Origin of the sequence: Wolbachia endosymbiont (group A) of Udea olivalis (assembly GCF_964028365.1) — a bacterium.
In the GTDB taxonomy this organism is placed as follows: domain Bacteria; phylum Pseudomonadota; class Alphaproteobacteria; order Rickettsiales; family Anaplasmataceae; genus Wolbachia; species Wolbachia pipientis.
Genome location: NZ_OZ034773.1, coordinates 1,457,321 through 1,469,675, shown reverse-complemented (window position 1 = coordinate 1,469,675; position 12,355 = coordinate 1,457,321). Strand labels below are relative to the sequence as shown.

Here is a 12,355-nt window from a genome sequence, read left to right as displayed (position 1 = left end):
GTTTATCTGCCTTTGGCGCAGAATGTGAGGGAGTGTTAAATAAACCATACGCGTCAAGTTAAGGAATGTAGAGAGCTTAAAGTAGATACCCTGGTCTTCCTATATCTGTCTTTCAAAGAAAACTTTGACCAGATTATAGTAAGCTTTTTTAGAAAAATTTTTAAATTATTGACAATATTGTTTAATATCAAAAAGAGCTCTCTAACCCGCCTTTTCAATTCAATAAATGCCTTTGTTAAACTGAGCTCCGTGTTCTTTTTTAGTTTTACACAGCCAATCATTCCGTGAAATACGAGAATAGCACATAATTTTGCGTATAGCTCGCACAATACTCTAAATGGATTTGTCTTTCCTTTTAGTTTATCAAGATTGATATGACTTTTATATAGTTTAAATAGTAATTCGATTTGCCATCTTACTCTATAAACCGTCAATATTTGTTCAGCATTAATTTTACTCTCTGGAACATTAGTTATAAATATTGACCAATCTAATAACTTTTGATTCTTTTGAGAAGATGTATATCCATGTGACTTTGCTAATTTATTAGCCTTTCTTCTTCTAGCCATAGACTGTTCTTCAGTTAGCTTTTGACATATAATTCTTACCTTAATTTTTACTTCCTTTCCTAATAATACTTCTTTTTCTGAAGATAATTGACCTTCCAAATACTCCAATAGCTCTATTTTTTGATTTGTTTCTATATCATATATATTGGTATCAGACTTATAACGACTAACAAAATATGCACCTGCTTCATCAATCTGTTTAAAAGAACTAGGCACAAAGTAGCCCAAGTCAAATATTAGCAAATCATTGGCTGATAAACCGTTCAGATAATCCCTATAACCTTGATCCGACCTTATTCCTTCCATAAAATTTAACTTATCTAGCGCTTGATTCAGGTAATCAAAGACTAACTGTAGCTTTATTCCTGATTTGGTATTATTCTCACAATCTCTATAGCTACTGCCATATCCTTTGTACATATCTTCCATGCTACTGGGCAGGCTAATGTAGCTGCTATCCAATAATTTAACGCTTCCAAATTGCTGTAAAATTTTGCAATCAATCTGTAGACTTTTTTTAAATAAACACAAAGCTTCGTTATACATTTTTTTCATGAACTCAACTGCTTCTTCACTAAACCTAAAATCTAAACCCTGTTTTGTAATTTCTATCGAGTCTTCATTTAGCAATTGGCACATTGTTTCTATGCTGCAATCATCAACTCCTATGTTACCAAAAACCATAGCTTTTATGAATGATGAGCCATTAAGTTTTCTCTTTCTTTTTATAAAACCTACTGCAATTGATATTTCGTCTGCTTTTTCATTAAAGAATTCATTGAGGTCTTTTGATAAGCAAGCTATTCTGTCCATTGTAAGTTCTCTCATTCATATATCCAAGAGAATTTATACCTTATTATTTTCCTTCACTCTATCAACTTTACTTACACTTTTCCTTAACTTGACGCGTATGGTTAAATAAACTGTGTCAAACCGCATTTTTAGTTCAACTCAATTTTCAATCTATTAGGAAAGAAAATGTCGAGCTGAGACATAGTTAATGCCCAATTAGGCAAAGCCATAGTCCATTTTTGCTCTACCTTTTTTATAGCACAATACACCTGTTTATACAAGGCATTTGTGCTGGTAAATGAGCCCTTAGTTTTAGTGAATTTTCTAATCTGTCTATGCAGTCCCTCAATAGGATTGGTAGTATAAATTAGCCTTCTAACTGGGCCAGAATACTTGAAATAGCCGGATAAGTTTTCCCAATTATTCTGCCATGATTTTACAACCAATGGGTACTTTTCTCCCCATTTTTCTTCCAACTCAAGTAGATAATTTTCAGCTATTTCTCTACTTGAAGCCTGATATACTTTTTTTAAATCACTCATGAAAATCTTTACATCTTTGCTAGATACATATTTCAGAGAATTGCGTATCTGATGCACCACACATAGCTGTACCTCCGCATTAGGAAACACACTGTTTATGGCTGTAGGAAAGCTTTTCAGCCCATCAACGCAGGCAATAAGGATATCTTCTACTCCTCTTTTTTTTAGATCATTTAGTACTCCCAACCAGAAGTTAGCTCCTTCACTTTCAGCCAAATAAAAGCCCAAGACTTCTTTTCTGCCATTTTGATCTATGCCCAATATATTGTACATGCATTTACTTACGCAATGCCCATCCTCTTTGACTTTAAAAAACATGCCATCCATGAACACTATCGGATATACAGATTGCAGCGGACGACTGCGCCATTCATTGATTACTGGTAGCAATTTGTCAGTAATACTTGATATCTCTGCTGCCGATATTTTGTGATCATAAATTTCCTCAACATGTGACGCTATATCTCTATAACCCATACCACTGGCAAATGTGCTCAAAATCTTCGTTTCAAGCTCTGGATGTAAGTTTGTTTGCCTTTTTTTGACTATTTGTGGTTCGAAACTTCCTTCTCTATCTCTTGGTGTTAATAGCTCAAATGAGCCTGCACTTGTACGTAAAGTTTTTGCATTCCTCCCATTTCTTCGGTTATTTTCTTCGCTTTCAGCCAACAAGTGGTTTTCTATTTCACCCTCTAGACTCGCCTCCAGCAACCTTTTTATAAACGGTGTTAACGCTCCGTCCCTTCCTGTCAGCGGCCTTCCTTCTCGTATAGACGACAGGATATTTGTTTCTAATTCTTTATAATCTACCAATCCGGTAGTTCTGTTTACTACTTTCTGACTCATTGTCAAACCTCCATTTTTTTATATCAATTTATTACTTTTTTTTCGGTTTGACACAGTTTATTTAACCATACGCGTCAAGTTAAGGAAAAGTGTAAGTAAAGTTGATAGAGTGAAGGAAAATAATAAGGTATAAATTCTCTTGGATATATGAATGAGAGAACTTACAATGGACAGAATAGCTTGCTTATCAAAAGACCTCAATGAATTCTTTAATGAAAAAGCAGACGAAATATCAATTGCAGTAGGTTTTATAAAAAGAAAGAGAAAACTTAATGGCTCATCATTCATAAAAGCTATGGTTTTTGGTAACATAGGAGTTGATGATTGCAGCATAGAAACAATGTGCCAATTGCTAAATGAAGACTCGATAGAAATTACAAAACAGGGTTTAGATTTTAGGTTTAGTGAAGAAGCAGTTGAGTTCATGAAAAAAATGTATAACGAAGCTTTGTGTTTATTTAAAAAAAGTCTACAGATTGATTGCAAAATTTTACAGCAATTTGGAAGCGTTAAATTATTGGATAGCAGCTACATTAGCCTGCCCAGTAGCATGGAAGATATGTACAAAGGATATGGCAGTAGCTATAGAGATTGTGAGAATAATACCAAATCAGGAATAAAGCTACAGTTAGTCTTTGATTACCTGAATCAAGCGCTAGATAAGTTAAATTTTATGGAAGGAATAAGGTCGGATCAAGGTTATAGGGATTATCTGAACGGTTTATCAGCCAATGATTTGCTAATATTTGACTTGGGCTACTTTGTGCCTAGTTCTTTTAAACAGATTGATGAAGCAGGTGCATATTTTGTTAGTCGTTATAAGTCTGATACCAATATATATGATATAGAAACAAATCAAAAAATAGAGCTATTGGAGTATTTGGAAGGTCAATTATCTTCAGAAAAAGAAGTATTATTAGGAAAGGAAGTAAAAATTAAGGTAAGAATTATATGTCAAAAGCTAACTGAAGAACAGTCTATGGCTAGAAGAAGAAAGGCTAATAAATTAGCAAAGTCACATGGATATACATCTTCTCAAAAGAATCAAAAGTTATTAGATTGGTCAATATTTATAACTAATGTTCCAGAGAGTAAAATTAATGCTGAACAAATATTGACGGTTTATAGAGTAAGATGGCAAATCGAATTACTATTTAAACTATATAAAAGTCATATCAATCTTGATAAACTAAAAGGAAAGACAAATCCATTTAGAGTATTGTGCGAGCTATACGCAAAATTATGTGCTATTCTCGTATTTCACGGAATGATTGGCTGTGTAAAACTAAAAAAGAACACGGAGCTCAGTTTAACAAAGGCATTTATTGAATTGAAAAGGCGGGTTAGAGAGCTCTTTTTGATATTAAACAATATTGTCAATAATTTAAAAATTTTTCTAAAAAAGCTTACTATAATCTGGTCAAAGTTTTCTTTGAAAGACAGATATAGGAAGACCAGGGTATCTACTTTAAGCTCTCTACATTCCTTAACTTGACGCGTATGGTTTATTTAACACTCCCGAATGTGACGGAGATGTGGGTTCAGAACCAGATCCTATACCACTGTCAAGACTCCCGCTTCTTTCTCTATGGAGCGATTGGGAGCCTGAAGATGCCTGCTCAATAGGTTCTGGGTCTGTCTCCCAATTTTCATCATCAGATACATTACTACTATCACTTGATACACTACTACTACGACTCCGTGGTGGTGGGATCATAGCTAACACTTTACTGAATGCCCTGCCCAGGTGACTTGGCTGTTGTACGTCGCTCCCTTGCTTTCCATTAACGCCTGCCCTTCGTTTCTGAAGTGCTTTACTCAAATCAGCCATAAGATCTTCATTTTTTTCTTGTTGCCCACCTCCTTTATTGCTTGACTTCTTTGCTGCCTGTTCCTTTAACTTCTTATCACGCTCTTCCTTGCTCATGAGATTTGGTTTTTGTTGTGTTATTTTATTAAATACAGCGCTCATGTCAGGTTTAACGTCAGGATCACTAGGACTACTAGCATTCTTTGATGAAGAAGTTCCATTTGAACTTGGAGGTGGAGGCGGTGGCGGAGGTGCATTATTATTTTGAGGAATTGCTGTACCAAGTGTTAGCGGAGGTTGTTGAGGAGTAAGGTTCGGAACATGTTCCGAACTTCTCACTTCCGTCTGTGATCCACTATCTTGCTTAACAGACAATCCTTTTCTAATTAGTTCACTGTCCAGATTATTACAATTTTTACACGCAGATTTTTATGGTTCTTGAGATGCAGTATGGCCAAATTCCTGTCCATTAAGACCTGCTTCTTTCTTATTATCATCTCTAGAAACGGCAAGTTTAATAAGATATGCTACTGAAGCCAATGCAACAACCACAGAAACAGCAAAGATTGCTAAAGGAACTGCTGCAATGGCACCAGAACCAGAAACTGCTGCAATAACATAAGGGAGATGTATATAAATTGCAACGGCAGATACACATAATGATAAAGCAGCAATCGAAATTTTAAGGTTAGATGTAGACATTTTTTACCTCATTAACCACTAGAATATTAATAATAACTAGATTATCAACAGTGTCAATAATTAATTATGAAAAATAAAGTCAAAATTTGAATAGATAAACTATAAGTAATATACAACCGGCAATAGCTATACAATAGACTTCTTGCATAGAAAAAAGGCAAAATAGCTCCAAGTTGTATCCGTTTAGGAAAGCGGTAAAATAAGGTAGACAAGGTAGTATAAAAAGATAACCATAGAGTAAAAGTGAGTTTACAACAAATAGTGTCATGCAAGTAGCTGATACTGGAATCTAGTCTTTATTATGCAGCCACTTATTTAAAGTTAAGTTTTCTGGATCCAAGTAGTCAAGGCACTGGGATGACAGGAGGCTACTTTCATGACACCATTCTTTTTCCTGGATCCCAGTGTCTGGGCACTGGGATGACATCATAGGGACACTGGGATTACACCCTGACAATCGTCATCCAGCTACTTGTTAGCGGCTAAGAGATACCGCGAATGAATCGCGGTATGACGGTTCGTGGCGGCATGACGATAACCTCGTCTCACTGCCATTAAGTTAAGGAAAAAAGATAGATTTTATGGGATAATGATGTATACCAATAAGTTTAAAGGTAGTATGAGTAAAAAAGGCAGTAATAAAATTTATTCAAAATGAATTGGCAAGTCTAGAATTTATAGAATCCCATAAATCATCTTCAAAAGATTTTATGAGAAAGAGGAAGTTATCTTTTATTGACATATTTATCTTAATTTTAAGAAAAAGTGTAAAGTCGCTGCAAGTAATACTAAACGAATTTATTTTATATAGGAAAAAAGACTATACCGTTACTGCTAGTGCTTTTAGTCAAGCAAGAAAAAAAATGAAACACAGTGCATTTTCAGAAATTAACGAAGGTGTGGTTTCCTTGTACTACCAAGACCAAAAATTTAAAACTTGTTTTGGCTTTAGAGTGTTAGCTCTTGATGCCTCCAAAATCATTTTACCAACAAGCGTTGAAATAAAAAATGAATTTGGCTCAAGAAAAATACGTAACCAAAAACCAAAAGATTTAGGTGATTATGCAAGTGCAACCTTTGCGGTTTGTTAAGATGTGCTAAATAATGTTGCCATAAGGTCAGTGTTAGATAGAGGTAACACTCATGAAATTAACTTAGCAGATGAAATGCTTAAAGTTGTAAATACTAATGACTTACTGATTTGTATATTTATCTTATAAATTTCTTTCTAGCCTTACAAAAAGAAAAATTGCTTATGTCATTCGATGTCCCAGATCATCTTTTAATGAAGTGAATGCTATGTTTGAAGAAAAAAGCCCATCTAGTGTTGAGGTTACCATATGTGCTCAGCGTAAGATAAAACAAGAAAATAGTGGAATAACGCTTCAAAGTGGTACTGCCATCTGGTGAAATTGAAGTGTTAGCTACATCATTAATGGATGAACAAAAGTTTCAAACTGGAGGATTTAAGGAGTTATATTTTTTACGCTGGGGAGTTGAGACATTTTTTGCAAAACTCAAAGGAAGACTAAGTCTAGAAAATTTTACAGGAAAAAGTGTTGAGTCTGTTAAACAGGATTTTTGGTCAGCTATCTTTATTAGCAACCTAGAAAGTGTTATGACAGAAGATGTAGAAGAAGCGTTGAATATGGACTTAACCGATGATAAGCTTAAGAGGAGCATTAACAAATCTGTCTCATTTAACGCGATCAAAAACTTGGCTTTCGACATTTTTGCTACGGAATCAGATACTGACTGCATTATGGATCAATTATCAAAGCTATTTTTGATGAACACTTTGGCGGTAAGAAAGGGAAGGAAAGTTGATCGTCATAAGGTACCTTATCTTCGTTCGTTCAATTACCAAAAAAGGGTTAGAAAACACATATTTTGACTAGAGGTAGTATTCATATCTTCTGATAATAACTGGGTAGCTTATTGCCATAGCTCCTGTAAAATGACTTCTAAACAAACTATTTCTTAAGTAATTTACACTTCAGAGTTTATCTGCTTTAAAGTTTACTCTATTCTGTTTCAGCATTTGTCATAAATCCTTAATTATTTCTGACTTTTTAGTTCAGTTTTTAACCATTCTTTCCTTAACTTAATGGCAGTGAACCTCGTCATCCCGCTACTTGTTAGCGGGATCTCTTGTTAGCGGCTGAGATACCGCGAATGAATCGCGGTATGACGGTTCGCGGCGGTATGGACGTAAGAAAACCTTTCTTGGGTCAGCTATAGAGACTCTCATCTTTAGCGAGCTTCAAGGTAATTGGTTGCTATTTGCGAAAATATTCGCATAATTTAAGTAACATTACTTAATAAAAATTAACTATGGAGCTTAATAAGATTGCAGCATCGATTTTACTTTCTGGGCTAATCATTATGATAGTTAGTAATGTAGTTGATATGCTTTACAGTCCAGAAGAATATAAGATTGAACACCAAACGATAGTAGCTGCTGGCAGCAATGAGTTCCAGCAAAAAATCGAGCAAGTGGCGCTTGATATTGGAGCGCTCATGCAGAATGCTAGCTTTGAGAAAGGTAAATCAGCAGCAAAAAAATGTATAGCCTGCCATAGTTTTGAGAAAGGTGGAATGAATAAAGTAGGACCAAACTTATGGAACATAGTTGGAAATAAAAAGGCCCATCTTGGTAACTCATTCAATTACTCAAAAGCAGTGCTTGACAGAGGTGGAAAATGGGGGTATGAGGAGCTATTTGCCTTTTTAAAGAACCCAAAAGCCTATATAAAAGGTACACGTATGGCATTTGCAGGTATTTCCAATCCACAAGAAATTGCAGATCTAGTTAGTTATTTGCATCAATTGAGTGATAGCCCGGTTGCTTTGCCAAAGTAGTATGGATTATTGTAAATTGTTTGATGGAAATAATGGTCACATAGCATATCGAAAGCTACAAGGAAAGAAAGCTTCTGTAGTTTTTTTCGGTGGATTTGCATCCAATATGGATGGAACTAAAGCAACTGCTATTTACAAATTTTGCCAAGAAAATGACGTAGCACTTGTGCTATTTGATTATTTTGGTCACGGTCATTCAAGTGGTAATTTTATTGATTACACGATAAGTGATTGGCAAAAAAATTGTGCTAAAGTAATGAGTGAATTAACTAGCGATAAACAAATAATTATAGGTTCAAGTATGGGAGGATGGCTGATGTTGCTCACTGCCCTTCAATTTCCAGAAAAAATTGCAGCACTAATTGGTATATCGTCTGCTCCCGATTTTACTGAAGATTTGATATTCAAGCAATTGTCAGGCAAGCAAAAAGAAGAACTAGATTCTAAAGGTGTAATAGATTTTACTTCAGAGCATTGTACATACAAAATAACTAAAAATTTGATCGAAGATGGCAGAAAGAACCTTCTTTTAAACAAAAAGACAATAGATATAAACTGTCCTGTGCGCTTGCTGCATAGCATTAATGATAAAGATGTTCCTTATCAAACTTCATTGAATTTAGCTGAAAAAATTAAGTCAACCGATGTTGAAGTACACTTAATAAAATCAGCAGAGCACAATATGTCTGACAATCATTCACTGGAAGTTTTATTTAAGACCATTAGAGAATTTTGTAACCAGACTGCATTCTGTGATTTTTAGCAAAACACGATTTTTCATTTGAGCTTTCTTCAACTTAAAATAAATACAGAAAATTGCTGCCTATAGCTAAACTGACTTAGATTTACCGACAATTTGAAAAACCGTCATCCCGCTACGTGTTAGCGGCTGAGATACCGCGGCGGTATGACGGTTCGCACCATCACACTTTGGAACCTTACAGATATTGAGCAAATCCAATAATATCCTTGATTTCTTTTATATTATGGGTTGCAATTTCTGCTGCTTTCTTTGTGCCTTTTTTTAATATTTCATGTAAATGGAATTGGTCTTTTAAAAGATCATTCATTTTCTCACGTATGGGTGATATAACACTGATAATTAAATCAGCTAACTCTTTTTTGAAGTGCTTCATGTCATGTTTGTTCACTTCTTCACATACTTTTTCTGCATTTACATTACTAAGCACTGAATAAATGTTTATCAAATTGCTTATTTCTGGTCGGCACTTTAAAGTAGCAAAGCCTAGAATTGAATCTGTTTTTGCTTTTTCTATTTTTTTGACAATTAAGTCATCCGTATCATCAAGGTTAATGCACGAATGTTCTGAAGGATCAGATTTACTCATCTTGCTTGTGCCATCCCTTAAGCTCATTATCCTTGATGTGCAATCCAAAGTTAAGATTTCAGGTACGATGAAATAATCCAGCTTATAATGATTGTTAAAAGCTGATGCAATATCACGTGCAAGCTCCAAATGCTGTTTTTGATCATCACCAACAGGAACGTATTTAGTTTGATACAACAATATATCTGCAGCCATAAGTACTGGATAACTATATAATCCAAGAGAGGCTTTTTGTTTATCGCTGCCAGCTTTATCTTTAAATTGAGTCATGCGATTAAGCCAACCAATTGGTGTATAGCATCCAAGCAGCCAGCCCAGTTCTGCATGACCACTAACTGTGGACTGACTAAAAATAATGGACTTTTCTGTATCTATTCCGCATGCAATATAAGCTGCTGCTGTTTTGAAAATATTACTTTTTAATTCACTTGCGGGAAGCTTATTTGCTGTGATTGCGTGTAGGTCGACAATACAAAAAAGAGATTTGTATTTATCCTGTAAGTCTATCCACTGTTTGATTGCACCAAGATAATTACCTAAATGTAGTACGCCACTTGGCTGGATACCTGAAAAGACAATACTTGTCATTATACATTTACCTCATGCTAATCGCTTCCACAATCAGCAGATTTCTTAGAAAGAATAACCATTGCAGGACGGAGCAACCTATTTTTGATAGTATAACCAGTTTGTAGTACTTCTACAATGGTGCCAGGCTTTTTTTCATTGTCTTCTCTTTCCACAACAGCTTGGTGTAAATTACTATCAAAAAGCTCACCAAGTGGATCTACTTCCTCTATTTCATGTTTTTTTAGATCATTTATAATTTTTTGATAAGCTACTTTAATCCCCTCATGAACAGGATCACCGTCTTTCAAAATTTCCATTACTCTTTTTAAATTGTCGCACGAGTCGATCATATCACGTGCAAGTTTTGTGACTGCGTAGTCACTTGCATCGCTAATTTGCTTTTGCATTATACGTTTGACGTTTTCATTATCTGCAACAGCACGGCGTAAATGATCTTCAAGCTGAGCTGCACGTTCTTTTAATGTATTGAGATCTTCATTTAAATCATCAGTCTGCTTATGGTTATCACTTTGTTGGTCGTCACCTTTCTGCCTACTTACCATATCAGCAAACTTCTTCTTTTTCTCTTTACTGCTATCTGACATATTATTACCCTTAAGAATCTAATAAATATATAGCAATTAATTCGAAAATATCAAGCGCCAGCTACATTCGTCTTTCTATGCTCGCATTTAAAAAGTCAATTAAAGTAGTTTTATAAAAAGAATCAGAAAAAGTACTAATATCATTTTGTGCCATATTAATGTAGTGTCTAGCTTTTTCCATAGAAAGCTGAATGGCATTATGGTGATTAATATAGTGTAATGCTTGGTCAAAATTGTGTCTAGCTGAAGAAAAGCATTTTTCCCAGAATTTTTGCTCTGCTGGACTGCCCTTTTCGTATGCTATAATAGCAGGTAAGGTGACTTTACCTTCGAAAAAGTCTTTTCCGACTTGCTTTCCAGAAGTGCCTTGATTAGCAGTATAATCGAGCATATCATCAACTATTTGAAATGCCATACCAAAATTAAAACCAAAATTCTTTAGCCTCTCTGTTTCGTCATTTGTTGCACCAGATACTGTTGATGCAGCTTCACAGCATGCAGAAAATAAAGATGCTGTCTTTTCTCCAATGATATCAAAATAATTTTCCCTGACTGTGTGGGGGTCAAAACGTGCTGTCATCTGCTTTATTTCACCCTTCACAAGTAAATGCGATGCTTTAGATAAAATAGAGAGAATATTTAAATTTCCACACTCTATAAGCCATCTAAATGCTAGAGTCAACAATAGATCACCAACTAAAATGCTTGATTTATTTCCCCAAATCTTATTCGCTGTTTTAACTCCATGGCGTGCCTCACTTTCATCGAGCACATCATCATGAAGTAAAGTAGCATTGTGTATAAACTCTACCGATGCAGCAACGTTGATCCTATTCTCCCCAGAATAGTTTAGCATTTTACATATAATAAAAACTAGTTTAGGCCTTATTTTTTTTCCACCTGACCTAACAAGATGAGATATAATATCAGTAGCAAGCTTAGCATCTTCATCATTGACATTTTTGAAGACAAAGTCATTCATAGCTGACAAATCAGAAGATACAATATCGTCTAATTTATCGCTGTTTGTTAAATCAGTATTTAGCATTTTAAGAGACTTATGCCTCTTGCCCTTGTGCTTTCTCGTTCTCTACTTTCTTCTTTTCTGTTTTCTTTGGTTCTGTTTCTAAAGTTACTATGCCTTTTTTGATAAACCACAGTACTCTTTCAGTTGCCTGCGCGCCTACACTTAGCCAATGTTTTAATCTATCAGCTTTCACCACAACACGATTTTTATTGTCTTTTGGTAACATTGGATCATATTGTCCTATTTTCTCAATAAAACGCCCATCTCTTGGTGCTCGTGAATCAGCTACAACTATCCTATAAAAAGGGCGTTTCTTTGCGCCAAACCTCGCCAACCTTATTTTAACTGCCATGTTAACCTTTATTCATATATTAGCCACAATTTTATACAATGAGCCGTTTTAAGTCAAATGAATTATACAACTTTTGCACCTTATAATATAATTACCAATAATGTAGGGCAGTGCCGGGCGCACAGCTATACGAACATTCATTTTTGAAGGTAAATTGCACAGCAAATGGTGTCATTCCAGTGCTTGACACTGGAATCCAGCCTTTTTTTAATCATTAAAACGTTGTATTTTAACATAAAACGGCTACTTTTATGCTTACCAACTTAATAAAATTCCTGGATCCCAGTGTCTGGGCACTGGGATGACATCCTTTCTAGTGAAGATTGCTC

At 35.0% G+C, this 12,355-nt stretch carries 11 protein-coding genes and 1 pseudogene; 4 read left to right on the top strand and 8 right to left on the bottom strand.

Annotated features, from left to right (window positions below; genetic code table 11):
* Nucleotides 1-53: 53 nt before the first annotated feature.
* Both ABWU32_RS06910 and ABWU32_RS06905 read right to left on the bottom strand, forming a co-directional pair.
* Nucleotides 54-1,382, bottom strand: a complete 1,329-nt coding sequence (locus ABWU32_RS06910; protein ID WP_041573564.1) for an IS4-like element ISWosp9 family transposase — start codon at nt 1,380-1,382, stop codon at nt 54-56.
* A gap of 128 nt (nt 1,383-1,510) precedes the next feature.
* Nucleotides 1,511-2,749, bottom strand: a complete 1,239-nt coding sequence (locus ABWU32_RS06905; protein WP_353278612.1) for an IS256 family transposase — start codon at nt 2,747-2,749, stop codon at nt 1,511-1,513.
* A 166-nt stretch (nt 2,750-2,915) separates the two neighbouring features.
* Between ABWU32_RS06905 and ABWU32_RS06900 the strand changes: the two genes are divergently transcribed.
* Entirely contained in the window at nt 2,916-4,244 is a 1,329-nt protein-coding gene (locus tag ABWU32_RS06900) for an IS4-like element ISWosp9 family transposase (RefSeq protein ID WP_041573564.1), read from the top strand.
* On the opposite strand, the gene ABWU32_RS06895 is transcribed toward ABWU32_RS06900, so the two are convergent.
* Both ABWU32_RS06895 and ABWU32_RS06890 read right to left on the bottom strand, forming a co-directional pair.
* Nucleotides 4,236-4,934, bottom strand: coding sequence for a hypothetical protein (locus ABWU32_RS06895; protein WP_353278610.1), 699 nt, complete (start codon nt 4,932-4,934; stop codon nt 4,236-4,238). The two genes, ABWU32_RS06900 and ABWU32_RS06895, sit on opposite strands and share 9 nt — an antisense overlap.
* 54 nt (nt 4,935-4,988) lie before the next feature.
* Nucleotides 4,989-5,261, bottom strand: coding sequence for a hypothetical protein (locus tag ABWU32_RS06890; protein ID WP_051062215.1), 273 nt, complete (start codon nt 5,259-5,261; stop codon nt 4,989-4,991).
* Nucleotides 5,262-5,899: 638 nt separating this feature from the next.
* On the opposite strand from ABWU32_RS06890, the pseudogene ABWU32_RS06880 reads away from it, so the two are divergent.
* The 3 genes and pseudogenes from ABWU32_RS06880 (at nt 5,900) to ABWU32_RS06870 (ending at nt 8,886) form a co-directional block, all read left to right on the top strand.
* Nucleotides 5,900-7,155, top strand: a pseudogene (locus tag ABWU32_RS06880) (IS4 family transposase).
* Nucleotides 7,156-7,595: 440 nt separating this feature from the next.
* The gene (locus ABWU32_RS06875) at nt 7,596-8,123 is read left to right on the top strand and encodes a c-type cytochrome (RefSeq protein WP_015589210.1); all 528 of its coding nucleotides are present in this window, start codon (nt 7,596-7,598) and stop codon (nt 8,121-8,123) included.
* A 1-nt stretch (nt 8,124) separates the two neighbouring features.
* Entirely contained in the window at nt 8,125-8,886 is a 762-nt protein-coding gene (locus ABWU32_RS06870; RefSeq protein WP_012673268.1) for an alpha/beta hydrolase, read from the top strand.
* Nucleotides 8,887-9,061: 175 nt separating this feature from the next.
* Here ABWU32_RS06870 and trpS read toward each other — a convergent pair whose 3' ends face one another.
* The 4 genes from trpS to rpsP form a co-directional block, all read right to left on the bottom strand.
* Nucleotides 9,062-10,060, bottom strand: coding sequence for a tryptophan--tRNA ligase (trpS, locus tag ABWU32_RS06865; RefSeq protein WP_006280207.1), 999 nt, complete (start codon nt 10,058-10,060; stop codon nt 9,062-9,064).
* A 17-nt stretch (nt 10,061-10,077) separates the two neighbouring features.
* Nucleotides 10,078-10,647, bottom strand: a complete 570-nt coding sequence (locus tag ABWU32_RS06860) for a nucleotide exchange factor GrpE (RefSeq protein ID WP_015589209.1) — start codon at nt 10,645-10,647, stop codon at nt 10,078-10,080.
* A 61-nt stretch (nt 10,648-10,708) separates the two neighbouring features.
* Nucleotides 10,709-11,695 carry a polyprenyl synthetase family protein gene (locus tag ABWU32_RS06855; RefSeq protein ID WP_015589208.1) on the bottom strand — a complete coding sequence of 329 codons (987 nt, stop codon included), beginning with the start codon at nt 11,693-11,695 and terminating at the stop codon, nt 10,709-10,711.
* Between the two features lie 10 nt (nt 11,696-11,705).
* The gene (gene rpsP, locus ABWU32_RS06850; RefSeq protein WP_006279266.1) at nt 11,706-12,026 is read right to left on the bottom strand and encodes a 30S ribosomal protein S16; all 321 of its coding nucleotides are present in this window, start codon (nt 12,024-12,026) and stop codon (nt 11,706-11,708) included.
* Nucleotides 12,027-12,355: the final 329 nt, after the last annotated feature.

Excerpts from the sequence above, each read along its gene's own strand:
- ABWU32_RS06910 (WP_041573564.1), bottom strand. The coding sequence starts at position 1,382 with ATGGACAGAATAGCTTGCTTATCAAAAGACCTCAATGAATTCTTTAAT.
- ABWU32_RS06905 (WP_353278612.1), bottom strand. The coding sequence starts at position 2,749 with ATGAGTCAGAAAGTAGTAAACAGAACTACCGGATTGGTAGATTATAAA.
- ABWU32_RS06900 (WP_041573564.1), top strand. The coding sequence starts at position 2,916 with ATGGACAGAATAGCTTGCTTATCAAAAGACCTCAATGAATTCTTTAAT.
- ABWU32_RS06890 (WP_051062215.1), bottom strand. The coding sequence starts at position 5,261 with ATGTCTACATCTAACCTTAAAATTTCGATTGCTGCTTTATCATTATGT.
- ABWU32_RS06875 (WP_015589210.1), top strand. The coding sequence starts at position 7,596 with ATGGAGCTTAATAAGATTGCAGCATCGATTTTACTTTCTGGGCTAATC.
- ABWU32_RS06870 (WP_012673268.1), top strand. The coding sequence starts at position 8,125 with ATGGATTATTGTAAATTGTTTGATGGAAATAATGGTCACATAGCATAT.
- trpS (WP_006280207.1), bottom strand. The coding sequence starts at position 10,060 with ATGACAAGTATTGTCTTTTCAGGTATCCAGCCAAGTGGCGTACTACAT.
- ABWU32_RS06860 (WP_015589209.1), bottom strand. The coding sequence starts at position 10,647 with ATGTCAGATAGCAGTAAAGAGAAAAAGAAGAAGTTTGCTGATATGGTA.
- ABWU32_RS06855 (WP_015589208.1), bottom strand. The coding sequence starts at position 11,695 with ATGCTAAATACTGATTTAACAAACAGCGATAAATTAGACGATATTGTA.
- rpsP (WP_006279266.1), bottom strand. The coding sequence starts at position 12,026 with ATGGCAGTTAAAATAAGGTTGGCGAGGTTTGGCGCAAAGAAACGCCCT.